We start from the raw sequence: 24,232 nt of genomic DNA on the forward strand, positions 1-24,232 counted from the left end.
GCGCTCTACCGCACCTGCGCCATCCCCGGATGCGCCGTGCACTACGACCGCTGCAAACTCCACCACATCATCTGGTGGGAACACGCAGGCCCCACCGACCTCGCCAACCTCCTCCCACTCTGCAGCCACCACCACACCCGAGTTCACCACCACGACTGGAAGATCACACTCGGCCCCCACCGAGAACTCAACGTCGACTTCCCCGACGGAACCCGACGAAGTACCGGACCACCCCGAAGGTCGGCCGCAGCATGAGCATCTTCGACGTCGACGACTCGGCCGTCGGGATCGAGAGTGGGTCGCACACCGACCTGGGCCCCACGGCCGCGGGTGGACGAACCGCGGTCCGCCGGGCCGAACCGCGACGCACCGCTCCACGCCGCACCGGTCCGCTCAGCGCCGCGCAGGACCGCACCGCGCCACGCCGCACTACCCCGCACCGAACTGCGCCGAACTGCGCCACGCCGGACCGCGCAGAACCGGTCCGCTCAGCGCCGCACACTCCGGATCGCGCTGGTCCTCATCGCGCCGAGCGGCACCGCTGGACACGCCCGGCACCGTGGGCCGTTCGATCGGATTCGCCAACGGGGAGCTTCACCGTGCAGGCTTGGTCGATGAACGTTTCACACGGAATCGCGAGCCGCTGATGTCCGGCGACGCGACGATGCGCCAATTCGGTGCGGCCTCACCGGTCCCCCAGTTCGACGACCCGGCCTTCACGCCACTGCCGGTACCCCTCGCGGAGGCCAAGGTCGCGATCGTCACCTCTGCGGCGTTGCACCGTGCGCACGACGAATCGTTCAGCGCCGCCGACGTCAGCTACCGCACGATCGAACGCGCCGACCGCGATCTCGTCCTCGGTCACTGGAGCCCCAACTTCGACCGCACCGGGTTCCAACTCGATCTCAACGTGGTCTACCCGATCGACCGTCTGGAAGAGCTCGCCGCCGACGGCACGATCGGCAGCGTGGCCGAGCACCACTACTCCTTCGCCGGCAACCAACCCGACACCGTCAGCGAACTCCGTCTCGACACCGGCCCGGCCTGCGCCGACGCGATGCAGGCCGACGGCGTCCACGTCGTCCTCCTCACTCCCGTTTGACCGCTGTGCACGCGTACCGTGAGTACGCTCGCCCACGTCTTCGAAGCCGCTGGCCTGTCGACGATCGTGCTCGCCTCCATGAAAGAGGTCGCCGAACGCATCGCCCCGCCCCGCACCCTCTACTGCGAGTTCCCGCTCGGGCGACCGCTCGGCAAACCCGGTGACCCCGACTTCCAGACCGACGTGATCCGGCGCGGCCTCGCGCTTCTCGACGCGCCCGAGCGGGTTTTCGAGATCCACCCCACCGTCATCGAATCGGATGAGACGCCGATGTCGTGCGCGATCCCACCCCGCTTCGATCCGAACCTCCCGGCGGCGGTCGACGAAGCCAAGGGACTGCGCGCCGCGTACGACCGTGCCGTGGCCAAACGCGGCACCACGTCGGTCGGCCGCATCATCGACGCCGATCAGGTCCCCGCTGCGCTCGACGTGCTCCATCAGTGGGCCGATGGCGCCGACTGGAAGGAGCTGCCGGTTCCCGGCGGCAACCTCATCGGCGTCTGCCACGACATCCGCACCTACTACGAAGAGGCCGGACTCGAGCTCGCAACCGGGCCGACGCCTGGCGGCCGCGCCGCTGAGGCATGGTTCTACGAAGCCACCGAAGCCGGCAAGACCGTCATGGCTGCCCGCGCCGCGCTCAAAGAAGCCGAAGCCCCGTTCCCCCTGTGGTTCTACATGGCCCCGGCCCACCGCTGACCGCCCCGACAGCTTCCCGTTTGGCCCGCCGTCTGGCGGCACCGACCCAACCGAGTAGATCCCGAGACTCCACAACCCTCGACGATGCCCGCAACCCTCGGTGGGCGAACTCGGCCCGGCCGCGGGCCCGCCCGACGAGCTGAGCGACAGCGTGGGTCAGACCCACTCTGTCGCTTCGACGAGCCCGGCCGTGTCGGCGGCGACGATTGGCCCCACCCGCCACCCGGCACGCACGGCCCACGGCCTCCGCACGGATCGCGCCAGCTGCGCGATGCGTCGACGTGTGGGGCGACGACGGCAACGCAGACCCGCTCGTAGGCTCGACGCACCGAGTGCAGGGAGGCATCAATGACCGCGGGATCGAACACCGAACGTCGAATCGATCACACCGACACAAGTGACGCACCCACCGGCACCGGCCCCTCACCGGGCCCGGGCGTATCCGGCGAGCTCCTGACGATCGGCGGCGTCGACCACTACCGACTCGACGGCGTCGAGGAAATGGCGCCGTTCCTGATGACCGTCGTGTCGGAGTCGGATCTCTGGATGTTCGTGTCGAGCAACGGCGCGCTCACCGCTGGCCGCATCGACGCCGATCACGCGCTTTTCCCCTACGGGACCGATGATCGGATCCATCGCGCAGCGGGCACCGTCGGCCCGGTCACCGTGCTCGCTCGCATGGTCGACGGCACTCGCGAACTGTGGCAACCCTTCGCCGCCACACCGACACCCGGATGTCGGCGCTCGATCGCCAAGTCCGTTCTCGGCAACCGCCTCGTGTTCGATGAGCATCATCCGGCTTGGGGCCTCACGTTCCGCGCCGTGTGGGAGCCGTCCGATGTGCACGGCTGGGTGCGCACCACCGAGATCCACCGCACGACGAACGTGCACTGCGTCGATCCCGACGCGACCGGGGTCGACGCCACCCCTCCCACCCATGCCGACACCACGGACACTCTCCACACCGGCACCGACACCGACACCATCCACACCGAGGGCCTCGACATCGAGGTCCTCGACGGACTGCTCGATGTGATGCCCGCTGGCGTCGACGCGTACACCGAGCAGATTCGGTCGAACCTCGTCGACGCCTACAAGCGTTCCGAGATCGGGCCATGGGGCACGCTCGCCGTGTTCTCCCTCGAAGCGCTGATCTCCGACCGCGCCGAGCCGATGGAGGCGCTGACGGCGACGGTCGTGTGGTCGTCGGGTCTTCCGGACACGGACGACGACCTGGGCCGCGACGTGCTGCTCGATGCGACGGCGGTCGACGACATGCTCCGTGGCCGACCGTCGGCCACGACGCCCTTGGTGACAGGACGACCCGGCGCATACCTGCTGCGCGGTACCGTGCGCGTCACCGCCGACGCTGCGGCCCGCTGGACGATCGTTGCCGACACCGGTCTCGACCACGCCGCAGTCGCCGCTACCGCGCGCTTGGCGGTGACCGACGGCGCACTCGCGCTCGTCGCCGACGACGTGACGGCGGGGTCTCGACGCCTCGAGGCGCTGCTCGGCGATGCCGACGGAGCGCAACGAACCGGTGATGACGTCGCCGACGCGCATCACCTGTCCAACACCCTGTTCAACTGCATGCGCGGGGGTGTGTTTCCGTTCGGTCACGACGTTCCGATCAGCGATCTCGCGGCGTTCGTCGACGAACGCAACCGCGACGTGGCGGAGCGACACCGCGCCTGGTTCGATCGCCTCCACGAACGACTCGACGAACGACCTGACGAACGACTCGACGGACGACGTGACGTGGCCGACGTTCGTGCCGCGGCGCTGGACACCGGCGATCCCGACCTCGTTCGGTTGGTGCTCGAGTATCTCCCGCTGACGTTCTCGCGACGCCACGGCGACCCGAGCCGCCCGTGGAATCGGTTCTCGATCAAGGTCCGCGACGAGCACGGCGACGCGTTGCTCACCTACGAAGGCAACTGGCGCGACATCTTCCAGAACTGGGAGGCGCTGCTGCAGTCGTATCCCGCCTGGTTCGCGAACGTGGTCGCCAAGTTCGTCAACGCGACGACGATCGAGGGGTACAACCCGTACCGGATCTCGCGGGATGGCATCGACTGGGAGGTGCCCGACCCCGACGATCCGTGGAGCCACATCGGTTACTGGGGTGACCATCAGATCGTGTACCTGATGCGCTTGCTCGAGATGTGGAACCGCTACGAACCGACGGCGCTCGCTGGATGGCTCGACAGCGCGAGCTTCGTGTTCGCCGACGTGCCGTACCGACTCGCAGATCACGATGACATGGTGCGAGACCCGCGCGACACGATCACCTATGACGAGCAGCACGCCGCGGCGATCGCCGACCGCGAGGTCCGGCTCGGGGCCGACGGACGGCTCCTGGTCGACCCCGACGGCGCGCTGATGCACGCCAGCCTGCTCGAAAAGCTCGTCGTGCCAGCGCTCGCCAAGCTCACGAACTTCGTGCCCGACGGGGGGCTCTGGCTCAACACCCAACGACCTGAGTGGAACGACGCGAACAACGCGCTCGCCGGGCCCGGCCTCTCGATGGTGACCCTCTACCACCTGCGCCGATACCTCTCATTCATCGAATCACTGGTCGACACTCAGGTCGACACTCAGGTCGACACGGGGCATGACGCAGGTCTCGATGCACGGCGTGTTCCGATGACGTCATCGGTCGCGACGTGGCTCGACGACATCCGTCGAACCCTCCACGAGCATCCGACCGGCCCGCTCGGCGACACCGAGCGCCGCACGGTCGTCGATCGACTCGGTCGCAGCGGCGAGGCCCATCGTGACCGCGTCCGGTCGTGGCGTGAGGTCGGCCGAACACAGCCGACGAACGACGCGCCGGGTACCGGGCCGAGCGACCGGGCGAGTGCCGGTGTGGGCTCAGAGCGCGTCGACGTCGCACTCGCCGACATCCGCGACCTCTGCTCGATCGCCAACGCACATCTCGACGCGGCAATCGACGCGGCGCGTCGACCCGACGGACTGTTCCACTCCTACAACCGGATCTCGTTCCCCTCCGACGATCGAGCCTGCGTCGATCACCTCGGCCCGATGTTGGAAGGCCAGGTAGCGGTGCTCTCATCGGGAGCGCTCGACGTCGCCGAACGACTTGCGGTCGTCGACGCACTGTTCGCATCGGAGATGTACCGCGACGATCTCGGCACGTTCCTGCTGTATCCACCCACCGAACTGCGGCCGTTCCTCGAGCGCAACACGATCGCGCCCGTGGCGCTCGAGCGACTCCGCTCGAGCGAGCGAGGGGATTCCGACGCCGTGCTCGATGCGCTGACCGTCACCGACGGCGACGGAGTCGTGCACTTCCGAGCCGACCTCGTCAACGCTCGGGCGCTGGAGGCCGCGCTCGACCGAGCCGGTGTCGACGATCCGGCGCGGCGTGCGGTGGTCGCCGAGGTCTACGAAGCGACGTTCGACCACGACTCGTTCACGGGTCGCTCGGGAAGCATGTACGGCTACGAAGGCATCGGGTCGGTGTACTGGCACATGGTGGCCAAGCTGCTGCTCGCCGTGCAAGAGACCTACTGGGAGCTCGAGCAACACGACGAGCATCACGACGATGTGGCGCCCATCGTCGCGGACGCGTACCGCCGGATCCGGGCCGGTCTCGGGTATCAGAAGACACCTGCCGAGTTCGGTGCGATCCCGACCGACTGCTATTCGCACACGCCGAGTCACGCCGGCGCGCAACAGCCGGGGATGACGGGGCAGGTCAAAGAGGAGGTGCTCACCCGGTTCGGCGAACTGGGATTTCACGTTGCAGACGGCCGACTCCGCTTCGCGCCGGGCCTGATCTCGCCCGACGAGGTGTTCCCGACGACGACCAGCGGGTTGGCGCCGTCGTCGCTGACCGTCTGCGGCGTGCCGATGACGATCGAGATCGCCACCGACGACATCACCGGCGACATCACCGACGACACCAGCGGCGAACACGACGGCACAGACGTGGTGCTGCTCGAACTCGCCGACGGCACGTCGGAGACGCACACCGGATCGACGCTCGACGCCGATCGATCGCGCGACGTGTTCGGCCGCACCGGCACGATCGCACGCGCCCGCTGGATCGTCGGGATCGACCGCATCGCCACGTGGCGACAGCGCACGTCGAGCACCACGTGACGACGCGGGCCCGCCTCGACAGCGTGGGCCCGCCCGGTTCGCCGACCCGCTGACGCCAGCTCACCGCCGAACTCCGCTACCTGGCGCGACGCGAACCCGGTCGCACCCCGACGTGACGGTCCGCAAGACTGCCGTGGTGCCGTACGTCGCCTTCTCGGAGTCACCAGGTGATCCCGGGCCGCCGCGTGATCCCGTGCTCGATCGGGTCGGCGCGGTGCTCGACCCGGTGCTCGTGCCGCTCGGCTTCGCCGAGGCGCAGCTCGGCAGCACGGCCGACGAAGCGCAGGTGATCTTCTGTCGGGGCGACGAGGGCAGCATCGACGACGGATGCATCGACCTGGTCGTCGATCTCGCTGCGGCCCCGGCGTGGCACATCGTCGACCTGAGGTACTGGGGCTTTCCGAACGACCGCTGGCATCTCGAGTTCCCACCTGGCGTCGACCTCGAAGCCCAACTCGCGGCACTCGCTCACTCGCTGCCGCACACCCTCGCCGAGCCCTGACGCGTCGCGGGTTCTCGCCCGGTTCGCCGTGGGTTCGCCACGAGTTCGGTCCTGGTTCGGCCCGGGCTCACCGCGAGTTCGGCAGTGCTCGGCGAGAGTAGCGTGAGCGCATGAACGGCATGCCCGGGCTGGGGTATCGCCCAGGGCTCGACGGTGTTCGAGCGCTCGCGGTCGCCGCGGTCCTGCTGTTCCACCTCGACCGTCTGCCCGGCGGCAACCTCGGCGTCGACGCGTTCTTCGTCGTGTCCGGTTGGCTGATCACGTCGAAGCTCCTGGAAGGCATCGAGCTCGACGGCACGGAGCGTCGCGGCACCGTTCGCCTTCGACGATTCTGGGCAACTCGTCTCCGTCGCCTGATGCCGGCCAGCATCGTGGTCCTGATCGCGCTCGCCGTGATCTGGCCGCTCGCTGGCATCGACCTGGCGTCGCTGCGCGCCGACATCATCTGGGCTGCACTCGGGTTGTCCAACTGGGGAACCATCGCGGCGGGCGGTGACTACTGGGCCCGCTTCGGTGAGCCGTCTCCGGTCACGCACTACTGGTCGCTCGCGATCGAGCAGCAGTTCTACTTCGTCTGGCCGCTCGTGCTCGTCGCCATCGTGGCGGTGACGCGTTCCGCACGCGTCGGCGTGGCGGTCGTGAGCGTCGTCGGCGCCGTCGGGTCGATCGTGTTCATGAACGTCGTCTTCGACCCGATCGACCCGACCGCGGCCTACATGAACTCCTTCGCCCGGGCACACACACTCTTGATCGGCGCGGCAGCCGCTGCGGCGACCGTCGTGCTCGCCGATGGGCGACTCCGATTCGGACACGGCGCTCGGCGGCTGGCGCCCGTCGGGATCATCGCCGCGGTCGCCATCGTCGCGGCGTCGTCGGCGACCTCGACCTGGATGTTCAGCTGGGGCTTCCCGGCCTTTGCCCTCGCGATGGCGGTCGTCGTCGTGGCCGTCGCCGACGGGGCAGCGTCGCCGGTGATGGCGTCGCGCCCGATGGCCTGGCTGGGTGATCGGAGCTACGGGCTGTACCTGTGGCACTGGCCGGTGTTCTTGTTGATGTCGCCGTCACGATTGGACGTCGACGACTCATGGCTGTCGATGGCGCTCCTCGATCTCGTACGCGTCGCCGTGTCGGTTGCGCTCGCGGATCTGTCGTATCGGTGGCTCGAGACACCGATACGGCAACGCCGGCAGCTCGCCGGGCGCCGAGCACCGATCGCTGCGGGCGCGTCGCTGGCGGTGCTCGGCCTGCTCGTCGTCACAGTGGTACCGACGCCGATCTCCACCGCAGACACGTCGGTGGTGACGCTGCCGCCACCGGCGACGAACGCAGCACCCGCATCGTCGAGCCCGACGGCCAGCGCACCATCGAGCCCGACGGCCAGCGCACCATCGAGCCCGACGGCCAGCGCACCATCGAGCCCGACGGCCAGCGCACCATCGAGCCCGACGGCCAGCGCACCATCGAGCCCGACGGCCAGCGCACCATCGAGCCCGACGGCCAGCGCACCATCGAGCCCGACGGCCAGCGCACCATCGGGCCCGTCGGCCAGCACGCCACTCTCCACCGCGGTCCCGTCGCAGGCCGCCGACGCGCAGGCCGTGGCTTCCGGCCCGCTGCGCGTCCTCGTCACCGGCGACAGCATGGCCGTCCACCTCTCGGAGGCGCTCCTCGACCACGCCGCGTCCAGGCCCGAGGAGTTGCTCGCGGGGAGCGCAGCGTTCGGAGGCTGTGGTCTGACAGCCTCGGCCGACGGACGGCTCCACGAGTTCACGACCGCCGGGGGTGATCGCGAGCTGCTCGACATCAGTGGCTGCATCACCCCGTGGAGTTCGGTGCTCGAGCGAGTGAGCGACGAAGCGATCGACGTCGTGATCGTGCACATCGGGCCGTGGGATGCCGTCGACATCCATCTGGCAGACGATCGCGTGGTCTCGGTCGGCGACCCGGTGGGCCGCGAACTCGTCGCCGACGCCTACCGGGAGTTCACAGCAGAGGTGACGACAGGCGGTGCGACGGTGGTCTGGGTGACCCCTCCCGACACGCACCTCGGCTGGGGAGAGTTCGAGGATCCGGTCAACGACCCTGACCGGTGGGAAGCGATGCGCGAGGTCATCGCCGACCTCGACGTGATCGAGATCGACCTCCCAGGCTGGCTCGTCGCCGAGGCACTCGACGGGCCCGACGGCCGCCCCGACGGCGTGCACCTGGCGCCCGGACTCAACGAGCGCTTCGTCGTCGAGATGGTGGCACCCACCCTCGCCGAGATCGCGAGCGTCTGACGACGAGCACCGCGAACGCAGCTCGATCTCGGAGAAGACCTGATCGACCATGCCGTCGATGATCCCCTCCTTGTTCGAGAAGTGGCGATGGATCGTCATCGGCTTGGCGCCGATCGCGTCGGTGAGCTTGCGGATCGTGAGCGCCGTTGCCTGGTCGAACGAGAAGCGCTCGCTGATGGTGAGGCGTTGCGTCGCCTCGAAGCCGGGTCGATCGGCGGCAAGTTCGTCGTTCGAGTCGCGGGAGGCCTCGCTACCTGGCCCCGAGAGCACCGCCACCTGGCCCCGAGAGCACCGCCACCGGTCGCAGGCCAGACGTCGCCGCCGACCGCGTCGAACCGCGACGTGGGCACTGGCGGCGGCGCAGCAGTCAGGCGGTGCGGCGCTCAGCGACGACCGCTGCCTCCGGCGAGTCGTCGCGGTGGCGCGTGAGTGACCGCGCGACGAGGATCACCCCGATGAGTAAGACCGCCTCGACGACACTGCCGAAGACGAAGTACCACCAGTCGCCGATCGCACTCCCGACGATGGTGAAGATGTAGATCGCCGCAACGGCGATGTTCACGTTGCGGTTGAGCACGGCCGGCATCAGCAAGGTCAGCGCGACCATCAGCGACGGGATGACGATGTAGAGCGTCGTGAGGAAGAGGAACGTCTCGGAGACCGCGAACTCGTGCACCTTTCCCTCGTCGAGCCGGGCCCGCACGTCGGGGCGGTAGAGCGAGAACACATCGACGTAGGCGAACACGAACAGCGTCGAGATCCACAGCGCAGAGATCTTGAGTCGTGGATCGAGCGGCGCGAGGCGGCGCACGGTACTGGTGGGACGGGACATGGAACTGCTCCTGGCGGTGAGACGGTCGGGCGGGTGGGGCGGGTGAACGGTCGGCGGGTGGGCGGGTGAACGGTCGGGTGGGGCGGGTGAACGGTCGGTCGGGTGGGGCGGGTGAAGTGAGTCAGCGTCGGGCGGAACAATGAGGAGGATTCGTCGACCGTTACGCAACGGAGCGTAGCGTATTTTTGAATGGCCGCGCCGACAGGTTCACCAGGTCAATCGGAGCCTTCCTCGGGAGTCTCGGAGCCGTCCTGCGGACTACGGTGCCAAGGCGATGGCGCGACCACGGAGCATGGAGGCGCGTCGACGGCTCATCGACGCGACACTCGAGATCATCACGACCGACGGTGTGCGCGCCGTGAGCGCCGACGACGTCGCCCGACGATCCGGGGTTGCCAAGACCACGCTCTATCGACACTTCGGCAGCACCGAAGCACTGATCTTTGCTGCGGTCGGCGACAGCATCTCGGCCCAGCAAGCCCCCGACACCGGGTCGCTTCGCGGTGATCTCGAAGCGATCCATCGCCGCTACCTCGCGGCCGCCGATTCCGCGCGAACGAGAGAGCTGTTCGCCTGGATGGTCGCCGCGTCGATCGAGCATCCCGACCACCGCGACCGATTCAACGCCGTCCGAGCGCAACCTCACGGCTCGACCACGACCGCACTCCAACGAGCGATCACTCGCGGCGAACTCGCCGCCGACACCGACCTCGATCTCGCACTCCACATCGTGCAGGGCCCGCTGATCTCCCAGCGCATCGTCGACAACCGTGCGGTCTCCGACCACGAACTCGACCAGATGTTGGACGCGACCATCCGGGCCCTGGGCATCACCACCGGGCTGTGAAACCGGGCTGGAGGACCGGCTTGTGACACCGGTCTGCCCGCCCGACCGGTCCCGGTCGCCGTCGAGGCATCATCCGACGCAAGGTGGCCAAGAGCGCTCGGCGTCGGCGCGGTGAAGCTACCGTCGGATGCACGATCCAGGTCGGGCCGATCCTCCCGGCCGACCCGAGAGGAACCCCATGACGAATCAGCACCCCGTCCTCGACGAACGCGCAGCGATGTGCGACCTCCTGCTCGAAGTCGGCCCGGACGCCGCCACCTGGACTGGCGACTGGACGACGCGCGACCTGGCCGCGCATCTCCTCGTTCGTGAGACCCGTCCCGACGCTGGACCGGGCTTGCTCGTCGGCGGATGGTTCGCCCGCCACACCGAGTCGGTGCGCACGTCGGCGCTCGACAAGCACCGCTTCGAGGACCTCGTCGACAAGCTGCGCAACGGGCCGCCGCGATTCTGGATCGGCAAGCTCAAGCCCGACTTCGACGTGCACGAGTGGTTCGTCCATCACGAAGACGTCCGGCGCCCGAACGGTCGAGGTGAGCGAACCGATCTCGGCCCGCTCGACGACGCGCTCTGGACATCGCTCGATCGCTGGGGCCCGATGCTCACGCGCTCACTCGGCATCGGAGTCGAGTTGCGCACGCCTGACGGCCGGAACCGCACAGCTCGCTCCGGCGAGACGACCGTCGTCCTCACCGCCGCGCCGGGGGAGCTGATGCTCCGACTGTTCGGCCGGCCTGTCGAGGTCGACATCGACGGCGATGACGCCGCCGTCGAACGCTTCACCACCGCCGACCTCGGCCTCTGACCGACGCGCCTGCCGGCGCGACGAGCAGCTACGGGACGGTGCGCACACGGCTCAACCACGACCGCCCGAAGTGTGGTCGGCGCCGAGTCGAGCGCATGGGTGGACGTATATCGGGATCGTTGCCACACTCACGGGGACCGTGCTGGTCGGGGCGGCGCCCACACGAGCCGACGTTCGCTCGGACTCGTCGGTGTGCGTCGCGGTGCCCGACGCCAACGAAGTCGGCGTCGCCGTCGTCGTCAACATCACCAACATCGACCCCACACGACTCCTCGACACACGCGACGAGTTCGGGTTGGCGGCTGCCGAACGCTTCACCCGCCAGTTCATCGCTGCGATCAACGCGGGTGACATCGATGCGGCCCTCGACCTGCTCACCATCTTCGACGCCGTCGACTTCGCCATACTCATCGGGTCGTAGCGCAACGTGCGTCCCAGCGAGCGACGACGTACTCTGGCGGTTCGCCCCCGCCCCTCGACCGGAGAGCAGGTACTCGATATGCAGGCCACGGCGTACGCCGACAGTGTCGCTCGCCAACGCGATGATCTCCCGGCGATCTACGGCGGCGTCGACTTCACGGTCGTTCCCGAACGCCTCGACGCCGCGGCCGCGGTCGACGACGAACGCTTCGCCTCGGTTCGCCCTGCCGTGGAACGGGTCTTCGAACGGCCAGAACTGCGCGAGACGATGCGTGACGCCACGATGACCGGCGACCGGATCGCCGACGCGTACGCCGCCCTCATCCCCGTCCACGGATTTCGAACCCTGGTCGAGATGCTCGAGGCCGCCTGCGAACATGGCGTCGAGCACGTCGAGGGCGCTCCGCCCGAACTCGTCGCGATGATCCGCGCGATGGAGGCGACGCCGGAGTGGGTCGACATGCAACTCGTCGAACAGGGGGCGCGAGCCGAACGGATCCCGATGGCCACCGCGACGCCGTTGGCGATTCGCGGTGCGTTCCTCGCCACGTTCCTGAACAAGTACGCCGCACTGCCGATGACGATGACGGGCACGCTGTCGGACGACGCGGCTGCCAAACGAGTGTTCGAGACGGCGAGCTTCTTCACGGCGACGACGTTGCCGGGCGCGCTCGACCGTTCGGGCAAGGGCTTCGAAGCAGCGGCAAAGGTGCGCCTCATGCACTCGATGGTGCGCTACCACCTCCTGACGTCGGGCCGATGGGACGTCGCCACGTACGGCATCCCGATCCCGCAAGTCGACCAGATGCCCGCGGGACTCATCGGCGTGTTCTTGATGTCGGCGCGGTTGCTCCGCAAGGGGCAGACCGAGTTCACGCCCGAGCAGCGAGCGAGCGTCGAGTTGTCGCGCTATCGCTGCTTCCTGCTCGGCCTGCCCGAGAACCTCCTCGGCGACACCCCGCAAGAGATCGTCGACTTGCTGACCGCCCGGCACGTCTCGCTCCGCGAGGGGTACGACGACGAGATCTGCGGGGCGCTCGTGCGCGGCACGATGGATGCGAAGCTGTTCGATACTTCGACCCTCGCCGGTCGGACCCACGCGTGGTTGGAGAGCGGGTTCTCGAAGTTCGTGTTGATCAAGAGCTTCCTCGGTGGCGACAGCGAGCGAGCTGCGTCGATCGGGATCACGATGTCCGGTCGCGACAAGGCGGCCGCCGCTCTCGCCGCCGCGTCGATCGCCGGCAAGGCCACGAGCTACCGGATCGGTCTGCGACTGCCCGTCGTCTCAGACCGCGTCGACGCGAGACTCAACCGACGGATCGCCCGCCTGCTCGACATGTACGGCCACGCCGACTTCGTGACCGACCCCGACCGTTACCAACTGCACCGAGTCGCCTGACACGGCGTCGCTCACCGGCCGTCACTCACCGGCCTGGACTGACCGTGACTGACGGCGTCGTGGTCTCCATGACCAGTCGAAGCGCCGACGGGGCGGACGACCGACCGCAGCGAACGTCACCGCGGCGGCATGCCCCACGTTCAGCGAATCGACGTCGGACGAGATCGGAATGCGCACCCGCCGCGACGCGACGTCCATCGTCGAGGCATCGAGCCCGTGCCCCTCGGCGCCCAGCACGATCGCCACCCGGTCCGGGACGGCGAGATTCCACAGGTCGACCGCGTCATGGCTCGGGGTCATCGCCCACGTCTGGAAACCGTTCGCGTGCAGCGTGTCGATCGCTCCCGGCCAGTCGTCGGCGTCCGCCCGAGCGACCGGCATGTGGAGGATCTCGCCCATGCTGACCCGGACGGTTCGGCGCTGATACGGGTCGTTGCACGTCGGGCTGATCACGATGCCGTCGATCTCGAACGCTCGGGCCGCACGAGCGATCGCACCGACGTTCTGATCGTCGTTCAACGCTTCGAGCACCACGAGTCGTCGACACGATCGTGCGAGATCCGCCACGGTCGGCATCGGCGCCCGAAACCCCGAGGCGAGCACGCTGCGATACATGTTGAAGCCGACGATCTCGGCGATCACGTCCTGCTCGGCGACGTAGACCGGCACACCGGCGAGCTCGGGTCGAGACATCGTCGGGAGGAACCGCTTCACCCGTTTGGGGTGGAGCAACACCGAGCGCATGCGATGCCCAGAGTCGAGCATGCGCTCGATCGGGACGTAGCCCTCGCCCATGAAGAACTCGGAGCCTTCCATCTCGGCGCGCACCGCGATGCTGTTCAGTTCCCGATAGTCGTCGACCCGCGGATCGGCCGGATCGACGATGTAGGTGACACCGTCATACCCGTCATGCCCGTCATGCCCGTGGGTCATGGTCGCATCGGCTCGGTCGTCGACGCATCGGTCATACCGCAGTCTCCAACATCGAGGCCGACAGGACCACCATCGACCCCGACGACGCCTGCACGCCCTGCCCGCATCGACCACGGCGTGTCAGACTTCGCTCGTGATTCCACGACTGGTCGTTGCGGGCAACGTGTCGGTGCCCGACGGCGTCGAGTTCGACGACCGCGGCAGCGTGTGGACCTTGCGGGCGACTCGCGATCTCGGCCCCGACGACGTCCGCGACCGCAGCCCCCGCTACGACGACCCGTCGGTCACGGTGTCGATCTCGACGTCGGTGGCGCTCGCCGACCTGGCGATGCTCGGCTTCGCTGCCACGCAGTTCGCGTTGCCGGTCCGCGCCGAGCCCGGGGGCGCGTTCGACTTCCGACCCGCGCACAACCTGCGCGCGCCTGCGGTCGTGCTCCCGCTGTTGTTGTTCGCGCCCGACGGAACGGTGGAGTTGCTCGCCCCGCTCGGCGCGTGGCACGAACAGATCATCGCCGTTCGCCAGGGCTCGACGATCGACGAACTGGTGTGGGGCTGGCACGGCGACCTCGTCGACGTCCCGTCCGGTTTCACGGCGGACCTCGGCATCTTCACCGGCACGTCGGTCGCCGAGGTGTTGCGGCGCTGGGGCGCACAGATCACCACGACCGCCTCGACGAGACGGACACCGCGCCGACACGACCACCACGCAGATCCGCTCCTCACGCATCTCTCCTACTGGACCGACAACGGCGCCGCCTACTGGTATCGCACCGAGCCGGGACTCGACCTGGCGACCACCCTCGAACGCAAGGCCGACGAACTCCGACAGCTCGGCGTCGGGATCGGTTCGTTCGAGCTCGACTCGTGGTTCTACCCGCACGAGATCAGCCGCCCGGTCAGCGAGATCGGATACCTCGACGAGGTGCCCCCGACCGGGATGCTCACCTGGACGCCGCGTCCCGACGTCCTCCCCGACGGCGTCGCCGCGCTCCGCGAACGTCTCGGCGATCCGACGCTCGTGCTGCACAGCCGCCACATCTCCCTTGCGTCGCCGTACCTCGACGACGGCGACTGGTGGACCGAGTACGCCGCGCACCCGGTCGACCCGACGTTCTTCCGACGCTGGTTCAGTGATGCCGCGGCGTGGGGCGCCACCTGCGTCGAGCAGGACTGGATGATGATGACGTTCTTCGGCGTACGCGAGTTGCGTTCGACGCCGGGGCGAGCAATGGACTGGCAGCGCGGACTCGACGACGCCGCCGGGGAGACATCGATGTCGTTGCTGTGGTGCATGGCACTGCCGGGCGACATCGCCGCGACCGTCGAACTGTCGAACGTGGTCGCCATCCGAACCAGCGACGACTACCGGTTCGCCGCCGACCCGGCGCTGCTGTGGGTCTGGTACCTCACCGTCAACGCGCTGTGCGACGCGCTCGACATCGCCGTGTTCAAGGACTGCTTCTTCACCGCATCGCTCGGAGACGAACCCTCACTCGACGATGATCGAACGCTCGACGTGATCGACGGCGATCCGTACCCGGAGATCGAAGCGCTGCTGTCGGCACTGTCGGGTGGCGTCGTCGGGATCGGCGATCGCCTCGGTCGCACCGACGTCGGCATCGTCGCTCGCATCTGCCGGCCCGACGGGCTCCTGCTCGGACCCGACCGACCGATCACGCTCACCGACGCGAGTTTCCGGCGAGCCGGCACCGACGGATCGTCGCTGTGCTGGGCCTCGACCCACAGCGGCGACTGGATCTACGTCGTCGCGCTGCACACTGCCATGCCCACGAGCACAGCCGTGCGGCCGACCGACGCCGCCGAGACGCCGAGCGACACCACGAACGAGATCATCGACCGGCACGACCTCGACGCCGAGATGCTGGTGTACGACTGGCGCACCGGGTCAGCGAACGTGTCGACGTCGATCCAGGTGCGCCTCGGCCATCGCGACTGGGCACTGTTCGTGTGCTGTCCGATCCAGACCGACCCGACGGGCGAACGCTGGGCTCTGATCGGTGATCCCTCGCGCTACGCCACGATGAGTCGGCGCCGGGTCGACCTGCCCGAGAATCCGCAGCGACCGGTCCTGCTCGTCGCCGCACTCGAGGAAGAGATGGCGCAGCATCCTGCTCAAGGCCCGACATTGCGGTGGTGGTCGGATCGAGACGGCGTCCACGATCGTCCCGTTTCGACACGACGCACCGTCTGAACGGGCGGGCAAGCGACCGACATCGACTGCGCGACGACCCACGGGCGAAGCGGGAGGTCAGCGCGGGCGCAGCGACCACGCCGACCAGCGACCGACGCTGATCGCGTGCTTGAGGTCGATCATCCAGTGCAGCAGCGGTGGCACGCGATCGATCAACGGGCCCGCGAGCACGATCGGACCGAACTCTGCGACGCCTCGCCGCCCACCGAGATCGAGCACCCAGCCGAACTGGCGAAGCTCGACCCGGTCGAGGGGTTGCCCACGGACCAGCCGAGCAGCGTTGATGCCGGCTCGGCGACCTGCGCGCTCGGCCACTTGCGCCGACATCGCCAACTCGTCGCCGTGCCGGTCGGTGTGCGCGGCGACGTCGCCGGCGGCGAAGGTACGGTTGGTCCCGAGCACACGCAGGTCGGCAGCGAGCACGACGCGACCGTCGGTGGTGAGCTTCGCCCCGTACGCATCGGCGTGCGCCTCGAATCCTCCCGCCCACACCACGGTGCCGAGCACGCGTCGGCCGTCGGAGAGCGTGACCCCGTCGGCATCGATGTGCGCCACGGTCGTGTCGACCATCACCTCGACGCCTCGCTCCGTGAGGATCCGTTGCGCATGCCGGCTGGTTCGTTCGCGCATGCCCGGCAGCACCCGATCGTCCATCTCGACGACCGTCACCGCGAGTTCCGGATGCGCCTGCGCCGCCGCTCCCGCGAGCTGCACCCCCGACGCTCCGGCGCCGACGATGACCAGACGGCCCGGTGAGCGGATCTCGGAGATCGCGGAGCGGAGAACATCGGCGTCGGCAGCGGTGCGCAGGTCATAGGCAAGGTCGAGTCCGGCGATCGGGACGTCGGCAGGGCGGGATCCGACCGTCATCACGACGGCGTCGGCGTGCAACAACGAGCCGTCCGACAACTGCACCGATCCGTCGCGCACGCCGACCACCTCGTCCTCGATGACCCGCATGTCGAGTTCCGACAACCGCACCGACGCGCTCAGGACCTGCTGCGTCCCACCAGCGACAGCAGCGAGGCGAGTCGTGAAATCGTGTCGAGCCGCCGCGTCGACGACGGTGGCGCGTTGTCCGCGCCGTTCGACAGCTCGCGCCGCGGCCATCCCGGCGTAGCCGGCCCCGACCACGAGCACCCCGTCGACGAACGGCTGCGGCCGGTCGTGGTCAGGTCCAGAGCGCGGGTCGACGGGCGAATCGACGCGCGGGTCGATCGCACCGCTCGGGCCCCGCACGGCTTGCGGCGAGTCGTCACCGAACGGGGCACGAGGCGTCGAATCCATACGTCGGTCGTTCCCCGCAGCGACGCAGCTCAATCGCGGCACGCGATCACCGGCTCGTGGCCCGTCCGTTTGGAAGCGTGGCCGTCTGGGCATCCGTGGTCCCATGCGGCCCGCGTCCGTCATCGAGCCCCGAGGGCCTGGCGCGGCCACGATCGCCGACCTCTGGTGGCTGATGCTCGGCCTCGGTGGCACGACGTTCGTGGCGGTCGTCGTGGTCGTCGTGCTCGCTGTCCGGCGCCGCGCCAGCGCACCGAACCGTGACAGCTCGCGGTACTGGATGCTCTGGTGGGGGGTCGCGCTGCCGGTCGTCGTAGTCGGCATCGTGCTCGTCGCGACGATCGGCGCGATGCGCTCCACCACCGGCGAGGCCGGCACCGGCGCCGACGCGTTGCGCATCGAGGTGACGGGGCATCAGTGGTGGTGGAACGTCGAGTACCCGGCGTCCGGCGTGATCACCGCCAACGAGGTCCACATCCCCGCCGGGCAGCCGGTCGAACTCAGCCTCCGCTCGGCCGACGTCATCCACAGCTTCTGGGTCCCGGCGCTCGCCGGGAAGATGGACGCGATCCCGGAGCGGACCAACTCGCTGGTCATCGAGGCCTCCGAGCCGGGGCGCTTCGAGGCCCGATGCGCCGAGTTCTGCGGGCTCCAGCACGCCAACATGGACCTCACCGTCGTCGCACACGACCCCGACGAGTTCGACGCGTGGATCGAACACCGTCGACAACCGGCGCGCGAGCCGAGCACTCCTGTGGAACGGACCGGGCGACGACTGCTGAACGGCGACGGCTGCGCCGCGTGCCATCGCATCGACGGCACCTCGGCCAAGGGGATGATCGGCCCAGATCTCACCCACGTCGGTGCGCGCACCTCGCTCGCCGGTGGCGTGCTCGAGGTCTCGCGAGTCGACCTCATCGCCTGGATCACCGATCCGCACGCCAGCAAATCGGGCGTGCTGATGCCCGCGACCGAGCTCACCGACGCCGAGATCGCTGCGATCGCCACCTACCTGGAGTCGCTCACGTGACGACTCACGAACGCGACGCGAGCCGCGGCGCCCACCAGGATCACGCCAGCCTGGCCAGCGAACGCGGCACCGGTGACGAGATTCCCGACGTCTACCCGACCGCACGCCGCTCGGCCACCGACGAGGAACTCGACCAGCTGTGGGACGACCGGCCCGGGCTGTGGGGCAAGCTGACCGCCGTCCAGAACGACGCCGTCGGCATCCGGATGGTGCTCACCGGATTCTTCTTCCTGCTCCTCGGCGGCAGCGTCGACTCGTTCGTCATGCGGCTGCAGCTGGCCAGGCCCGAGAGCGAGCTGATCAGCCCGTCGCTGTACAACGAACTGTTCACGAACCACGGATCGGTGACGATGTTCCTCGTCATCCTTCCGATCTTCGAAGGGTTCGCGATCCTCGTGCTCCCCACGATCCTCGGGTCCCGCGAGATGCCGTTTCCGCGTCTCGGTGCGTTCGCCTACTGGACGTTCCTGATGGGCGGGCTCCTCTACTACAGCTCGACGTTGTTCCAGGCCGTTCCGAACGCCGGATGGTTCGCGTACACGCCGTTGAGCGGACCGGAGTTCTCACCGGGCCTCAACCTCGACTTCTGGGTGCTCGGACTCGGCGTCGCCGAGGTGGGTGCGATCGCCGGCGCGATCGAGATCATCATCGCCGTGCTCAAGCTGCGCGCGCCGGGGATGAGCCTCACCCGACTTCCGCTCTATGCGTGGTCGATGCTGATCACCGCGTTCATGATCCTGTTCGCGTTCACGCCGCTGATCGTCGGCAGCTTGCTCCTCGAGTTGGAACGCGGCTTCGGCATGAAGTTCTTCGCGCCCGACGACGGAGGCAGTTCGTTGCTCTGGCAGCACCTCTTCTGGATCTTCGGGCACCCGGAGGTGTACATCCAGTTCTTGCCCGCGACCGGGATCATCTCGATGGTGATCCCGGTGATGGCCCGTCGGCGCATCGCCGGCTACACGTGGATGGTCGCGGCGATGGTGGGCATCGGCGTGCTCAGTTTCGGGTTGTGGGCGCACCACATGTTCACCGTCGGCCTGCCGCCCGTCGTCCTCGCGTTCTTCGCCGCTGCGAGCATGATCATCGCGATCCCGGCCGGCGTGCAGATCTTCTCCTGGATCGCGACGATCTGGGACGGCCACATCCGCTGGTCGACGTCGTTCCTCTTCGCGGTCGGGTTCCTCACGACGTTCGTCGCCGGCGGCATCACCGGCGTGATGGTCGCCGCGGTGCCCTTCGACCAGCAGGCGCACGACTCGTACTTCGTCGTCGCACACCTCCACTACGTCCTCATCGGTGGTGTCGCGTTCCCGATGTTCGCCGGCGTCTACTACTGGCTCCCGAAGTTCACCGGCAAGCTGATGAGCGAACGGCTCGGCCGCTGGAACTTCTGGCTGCTGTTCCTCGGCTTGCACGTCACGTTCTTCCCGATGCACATCAGCGGCCTGCTCGGCATGCCGCGCCGCATCCCGTCGTACTCGGCCGATTCGGGTTGGGCGATCTGGAACCTCATCTCGTCGCTCGGACTGCTGCTGATCATCCCCGGGCTCGCCGTCTTCATCGTCAACGTCATCCGCAGCTACCGGTCGGGAGAGCCGGCGGGCGCCAACCCGTGGGGGGCCGACACGCTGGAGTGGGCGGTGCCGTCACCCCCGCCGCAGCACTCGTGGACGACGATGCCGATCGTGCGGAGTCGCCATCCGTTGTGGGATCAAGACGACCTGTACAGCGGGACGCCCCGACAGGAGCGACTCGTCGCCGCGCTCGGGCAGTGGCCGCTGCGATGGCGAGCGGTGCTCGTCGTCGGCGTCGGTGACGGCGAACCCGAAGAGATCTTCCGCGTCTCCAACCCGTCGATCTGGCCGCTCGTCACCGCCTTCGGCACCGTCGGCGTGTTCGCGAGTGAACTCCTCAAGCTGCGCTACCTCGCGCTCGCCAGCATGGCGCTCATCGTGTTCGCGGTGGTGATGTGGAACCGGCCGTCACCACCGCCGATGACCGAGCAGGAGGAGATCGACTTCGAGCACGAACACGGCGTGCCGGTGCGCGCGGCGGGCAGCATCGTCGTGGCCCGCTGGGGCATGGGTATCGCGTTGTTGTTCTTGTCGATCGCGTTCGGTGCCTTTGTGCTCAGCTACTTCTACCTGCGCCTCGAGAACCCGGTGTGGCCGCCCGCTCCCGTGTCCGACCCGTCGATCGGCATCGGTGCAGCCGTGATCGCCGCAACCGCGGTTGCGGCCGGACTCGCGTGGCGGGCGCGTCGACGCCTGCTCGCCGGCGACGTCGCCCGACTCGGTCGCCGGGTGGTCGGTGCGACCGCAGCGGGGCTCCTCGCCGGGGGAATCCTGGTCCGTGATCTCGCCACCACCGACTTCGCCACGACCGACCACTCGTACGGTTCGATCTTTCACACGCTCGGTGGGTTCGCCGTCGCCGTGCTGTTCATCGCGTTGACGATGTCGACCGGCGTCGCCGTGTACGCGATGCGCGGGCACTACACGCAGCGCCGATTCTCGCCGGTCGACAATCTCGTCCGCATGTGGCTCGGGGCGACCGGGCTCGTCGGCGGCTCGGTCCTCGTGTTGTACGGAGCGCCGATGCTGACATGAACGACCGCGATGATCCGACGACGCCTCACGACCCGCCGGGTCGGCCGCCTGATCCGTCGGGCGAACTCGACGCGGCGACCGCGGCCATCCCGATCGACGCGCCCGGCGAGCCGGCCGTTCGTTCGCCGAGCACGATCCGAATGTGGGCCGTCGTGCTGTCCGGGCCGACCGTGTGGATCGTGCACTTCATCGTCGTGTACCTCGCAGCCGAAGCATCGTGCGAGTCCGCTCGTTCGACACAGATGTCGTTCGTCGGGGAGACCGGACTTCGCGTCGGCATCGTCGCCGCCACGGTCGTCGCTGTCGTCGGTCTCGTCGGCGTCGGTGGGATGGCGTGGCGACGGTCACTGGCGACGGATGCGACGCCGATGTACCGAGTCGCTCTGCTGCTCACCTCACTGTTCGTCCTCGCCACACTCGTGGTCGGCCTCTCGCCGCTGGTGCTCGACCCGTGCTGAACTTGCCGGCCACGCCCACAACGCCGGTGTCGGCTGCGGCGTCGTACCTGGCGCACGACGCCGCTCCGGTGCGTCCGCACGACGTCGCGTCGGCGTGGCAGTTCGACCCATTGATCGTGCTCGGGCTGATCGTCGCCGCGTGGTGGTACTGGCGCGGATGGCACCCGGTCGGCGACGGGCGCCGAGCGCTCGGCTTCGTCGGCGGCATGCTCGTGGTGGTCGTGGCACTGCTGTCGCCGATCGATGCGCTCGCCGGAGTCCTGCTCACCGGCCACATGGTGCAACACGTGCTGCTCGTGTCGGTCGCGGCACCGCTGCTTGCCTGGTCGGCTCCCGGCGCCGCCATCACACGAGGCGCACCCGCCGCGTTGCGTACCCGGTTCGCACGGACGCGTCGACGAGCCGGACCCGGCCTCGGCACCGTCCGGTCGCTTCGTTCGCCGGGAGCTCGTTGGCTGGCACTCGTCCTCGCGGTCTGGCTGTGGCACGCACCGCCGTTCTACGACGCCGCCGTCGACCACGACGTCGTCCACGTCGCCGAACATGCCAGCTTCCTCGGTGCCGCCTTGCTGTTCTGGTCGGTCATCCTCGGACCGCGCCGCCAACGCACCTCCGCCGGTTTCGCCGTGCTCGCGCTCTTCACCCTCGGTCTGCAGAACATCGTGCTGTCGATGTTGATGACGTTCTCGACGTTCGCCTGGTACGACTCCTACGACGAACAGGCCGCTGGCTGGTCACTCGACCCGCTCGCCGATCAACAACTCGCGGGCGTCGTGATGTGGCTCCCGAGCGGACTGATCACCGGCGGAGCGTTGCTCGCCGTGCTCGTGCGATGGCTGTCGGCGATCGACGGTCAGTCTGACGCCGACGAGCCGGCTTCGGCCGCGAGCACGTCGCGGAGTTCGCGTTTGACGACCTTGCCGTAGTTGTTCGTCGGCAACGAGTCGACGAAGCGGTACTCCTTGGGCCGCTTGAACCGAGCGATGTGATCGAGGCAGAACTGGTCGAGTTGCTCGTCGGTGGGTGGCGCCTCACCCGCAGGCACCACGAACGCCACGACCGACTCGCCCCACTCGTCGTCGGGTCGACCGACGACCGACACGGCGCGCACGGCGTCGTGTCGCAACAGCGTTTCTTCCACCTCGCGGGGGTAGATGTTCATGCCGCCGCTGATGATGAGATCCTTCGAGCGGTCGCGCAGGGTGAGATAGCCGTACTCGTCGAAGTTGCCGATGTCGCCGGTGTGGAGCCAGCCGCCGCGCAGCGTGTCGGCCGTCGCCTCCGGTTGGTTCCAGTAGCCGGGCATCACGACGTCGCCGCGCACCACGACCTCGCCGATCTCGCCGAACGGCAGCGGCACACCGTCGTCGTCGACGACGCGTACCTCGACGTCGGTGCGCGTCGAGCCCACGCTCTGCATGCGTTCGCTCCACTGCGGATGATCTCGGTCGGCATGGTCGGCCTTCGACAACGCCGTGATCGTCATCGGGGTCTCACCCTGTCCGTAGATCTGTGCGAGACGCGGGCCGAACACCTCGAGCGCCACCTCGAGATCCGCGAGATACATCGGCGCGCCGCCGTAGATGATCGTCTTGATCCCCGACAGGTCGCCGTCGACGATCGCGGGGTCGGCAGCGAGCCGCTTGACCATGATCGGCGCGGCGAAGAACGACATCCCCGGCCAGCGTTGCGACAGCGCGAGGATCTCGGCACCGTCGGTCCCCGACGGGATCACGCTCACTGCACCGCGCGCGATGTGCGGCAGGCCGTAGAGCCCGGACCCGTGCGAGATCGGGGCGGCGTGCAGCACCGAATCGCTCGCCGCAACCGGGTCGATGTCGGCGAAGTAGCTGAGCGACATCATCAACAGGTTCCGGTGCGTGAGGGTCGCCCCCTTCGGCCGACCGGTGGTGCCGCTGGTGTAGAACAGCCACGCAGCGTCGTCGGGACGACGGTCGACGAGCGCCATCGCTTCGCTGGCGAGCAGGTCGTCCCAGCCTTCTCCCGGAGCCACCACGACAGCGCGCATCGCGTCGAGCGGCTCGACGAGCGAACCCGCGTCGGCGGCGTGCTCGGCGTCGGTGACGACCACCGACGTGCCGCTCGCGTCGACGATGTAGGCGATCTCATCTCGATGCAGTCGCGAGTTGACCGGCACGGCGACGAGCCCGGCATGCCACACCGCGAACAGTGTTTCGAGGTACTCCGGACGATTCGCCATCAGGATGGCGACACGGTCACCGGGAACGAGACCGAACCGCTCGGTCAACCCTGCTGCGAGGCGAGCGATGCGGGCGGCGAAGGTCGCCCAGTCGGCGTGCACGTTCGTGCCGTCGGCCAACGCCGGCTCGTCGGGACGTCGTCGCCCGTGCCGTTCCACCCACGTCGCCAAGTTCATCGGATCTGCCTCGTCACGCGGTCCAACGTAGTGAACGGCCCACACCGGCTCGAATCCTGCAGCGTGCACGACCGAAGGCGGCCCGAGGTGACATGAATGCAGCGGCATTTCACGCTGACGCACGTTTCGTGGCCGACAGCGGCTCGACGAACTCTTCGATGACGTCGCGCTCGTTGCGCAACGACGGGCTCGAGTCCACTGTCTGCTCGATGACGGCGCGGATCCCTTTGTCGTCGCCTTCGCTCTGTGCGTCGCGGAACTGCTCGACGAGCATCGGGCGCACTCGTCGCAA

Annotated in this window: 20 protein-coding genes; 15 read left to right on the top strand and 5 right to left on the bottom strand. The window is 68.4% G+C overall.

What is annotated here, in order from left to right; all coding sequences use genetic code 11:
- From ACE37B_RS22810 to ACE37B_RS22835, 6 genes are all read left to right on the top strand, one after another.
- Positions 1-255 (top strand): HNH endonuclease signature motif containing protein (locus ACE37B_RS22810; RefSeq protein WP_409925655.1); only part of this gene is annotated, 255 nt, incomplete at its 5' end.
- A 391-nt stretch (positions 256-646) separates the two neighbouring features.
- Positions 647-1,102 (top strand): glycine/sarcosine/betaine reductase selenoprotein B family protein, encoded by a 456-nt coding sequence (locus ACE37B_RS22815; protein ID WP_409925656.1) that lies wholly within the window; start codon positions 647-649, stop codon positions 1,100-1,102.
- An 18-nt stretch (positions 1,103-1,120) separates the two neighbouring features.
- Positions 1,121-1,801, top strand: a complete 681-nt coding sequence (locus ACE37B_RS22820; protein ID WP_409925657.1) for a hypothetical protein — start codon at positions 1,121-1,123, stop codon at positions 1,799-1,801.
- Positions 1,802-2,149: 348 nt separating this feature from the next.
- Positions 2,150-5,932 carry a hypothetical protein gene (locus ACE37B_RS22825; protein ID WP_409925658.1) on the top strand — a complete coding sequence of 1,261 codons (3,783 nt, stop codon included), beginning with the start codon at positions 2,150-2,152 and terminating at the stop codon, positions 5,930-5,932.
- A 112-nt stretch (positions 5,933-6,044) separates the two neighbouring features.
- Positions 6,045-6,434, top strand: coding sequence for a hypothetical protein (locus ACE37B_RS22830; protein WP_409925659.1), 390 nt, complete (start codon positions 6,045-6,047; stop codon positions 6,432-6,434).
- Positions 6,435-6,544: 110 nt separating this feature from the next.
- A complete protein-coding gene (locus ACE37B_RS22835) occupies positions 6,545-8,713 on the top strand; it encodes an acyltransferase family protein (protein ID WP_409925660.1) in 2,169 nt (722 codons plus the stop codon).
- Positions 8,714-9,080: 367 nt separating this feature from the next.
- Here ACE37B_RS22835 and ACE37B_RS22840 read toward each other — a convergent pair whose 3' ends face one another.
- Positions 9,081-9,545: a DUF6326 family protein gene (locus ACE37B_RS22840; RefSeq protein ID WP_409925661.1), complete on the bottom strand. Its 465-nt coding sequence runs from the start codon at positions 9,543-9,545 to the stop codon at positions 9,081-9,083.
- A gap of 274 nt (positions 9,546-9,819) precedes the next feature.
- Between ACE37B_RS22840 and ACE37B_RS22845 the strand changes: the two genes are divergently transcribed.
- The 4 genes from ACE37B_RS22845 to ACE37B_RS22860 all read left to right on the top strand — a co-directional run bounded on the left by ACE37B_RS22845 (position 9,820) and on the right by ACE37B_RS22860 (position 13,016).
- Complete coding sequence (locus tag ACE37B_RS22845; protein WP_409925662.1) at positions 9,820-10,392, top strand: TetR/AcrR family transcriptional regulator; 573 nt, start codon at positions 9,820-9,822, stop codon at positions 10,390-10,392.
- A gap of 178 nt (positions 10,393-10,570) precedes the next feature.
- Positions 10,571-11,197, top strand: a complete 627-nt coding sequence (locus ACE37B_RS22850; RefSeq protein WP_409925663.1) for a TIGR03085 family metal-binding protein — start codon at positions 10,571-10,573, stop codon at positions 11,195-11,197.
- A gap of 139 nt (positions 11,198-11,336) precedes the next feature.
- Complete coding sequence (locus ACE37B_RS22855; RefSeq protein ID WP_409925664.1) at positions 11,337-11,618, top strand: hypothetical protein; 282 nt, start codon at positions 11,337-11,339, stop codon at positions 11,616-11,618.
- Between the two features lie 78 nt (positions 11,619-11,696).
- Positions 11,697-13,016 (top strand): DUF2236 domain-containing protein, encoded by a 1,320-nt coding sequence (locus ACE37B_RS22860; RefSeq protein WP_409925665.1) that lies wholly within the window; start codon positions 11,697-11,699, stop codon positions 13,014-13,016.
- A 21-nt stretch (positions 13,017-13,037) separates the two neighbouring features.
- On the opposite strand, the gene ACE37B_RS22865 is transcribed toward ACE37B_RS22860, so the two are convergent.
- Complete coding sequence (locus ACE37B_RS22865; protein ID WP_409925666.1) at positions 13,038-13,949, bottom strand: TrmH family RNA methyltransferase; 912 nt, start codon at positions 13,947-13,949, stop codon at positions 13,038-13,040.
- Between the two features lie 133 nt (positions 13,950-14,082).
- Here ACE37B_RS22865 and ACE37B_RS22870 point away from each other — a divergent pair, with 133 nt between their 5' ends.
- Positions 14,083-16,161, top strand: a complete 2,079-nt coding sequence (locus ACE37B_RS22870) for a hypothetical protein (protein WP_409925794.1) — start codon at positions 14,083-14,085, stop codon at positions 16,159-16,161.
- 57 nt (positions 16,162-16,218) lie between these two features.
- Here the strand turns inward: ACE37B_RS22870 and ACE37B_RS22875 are convergent, their stop codons facing one another.
- Positions 16,219-17,448, bottom strand: coding sequence for an NAD(P)/FAD-dependent oxidoreductase (locus ACE37B_RS22875; protein WP_409925667.1), 1,230 nt, complete (start codon positions 17,446-17,448; stop codon positions 16,219-16,221).
- Positions 17,449-17,551: 103 nt separating this feature from the next.
- On the opposite strand from ACE37B_RS22875, the gene coxB reads away from it, so the two are divergent.
- From coxB to ACE37B_RS22895, 4 genes are read left to right on the top strand one after another with little or no spacing between them, the layout of a single operon-like run.
- Positions 17,552-18,475: a cytochrome c oxidase subunit II gene (gene coxB / locus ACE37B_RS22880; RefSeq protein ID WP_409925668.1), complete on the top strand. Its 924-nt coding sequence runs from the start codon at positions 17,552-17,554 to the stop codon at positions 18,473-18,475.
- Complete coding sequence (locus ACE37B_RS22885; protein WP_409925669.1) at positions 18,472-21,084, top strand: cbb3-type cytochrome c oxidase subunit I; 2,613 nt, start codon at positions 18,472-18,474, stop codon at positions 21,082-21,084. The genes coxB and ACE37B_RS22885 overlap by 4 nt, the downstream gene beginning before the upstream one ends.
- Positions 21,081-21,542: a hypothetical protein gene (locus ACE37B_RS22890; RefSeq protein WP_409925670.1), complete on the top strand. Its 462-nt coding sequence runs from the start codon at positions 21,081-21,083 to the stop codon at positions 21,540-21,542. The genes ACE37B_RS22885 and ACE37B_RS22890 overlap by 4 nt, the downstream gene beginning before the upstream one ends.
- Positions 21,536-22,468: a cytochrome c oxidase assembly protein gene (locus tag ACE37B_RS22895; RefSeq protein ID WP_409925671.1), complete on the top strand. Its 933-nt coding sequence runs from the start codon at positions 21,536-21,538 to the stop codon at positions 22,466-22,468. Before ACE37B_RS22890 ends, ACE37B_RS22895 begins: the two co-directional genes overlap by 7 nt.
- Here ACE37B_RS22895 and ACE37B_RS22900 read toward each other — a convergent pair.
- Together ACE37B_RS22900 and ACE37B_RS22905 are read right to left on the bottom strand one after the other, a co-directional pair.
- On the bottom strand, positions 22,396-23,940 hold the full coding sequence (locus ACE37B_RS22900) for an AMP-binding protein (RefSeq protein ID WP_409925672.1): 1,545 nt from the start codon (positions 23,938-23,940) through the stop codon (positions 22,396-22,398). The genes ACE37B_RS22895 and ACE37B_RS22900 overlap by 73 nt on opposite strands.
- 109 nt (positions 23,941-24,049) lie before the next feature.
- Positions 24,050-24,214: a type I restriction endonuclease subunit R, EcoR124 family gene (locus ACE37B_RS22905; protein ID WP_409925787.1), complete on the bottom strand. Its 165-nt coding sequence runs from the start codon at positions 24,212-24,214 to the stop codon at positions 24,050-24,052.
- Positions 24,215-24,232: the final 18 nt, after the last annotated feature.

It is taken from the genome of Ilumatobacter sp. (assembly GCF_046290335.1).
Classification (GTDB): domain Bacteria; phylum Actinomycetota; class Acidimicrobiia; order Acidimicrobiales; family Ilumatobacteraceae; genus Ilumatobacter_A.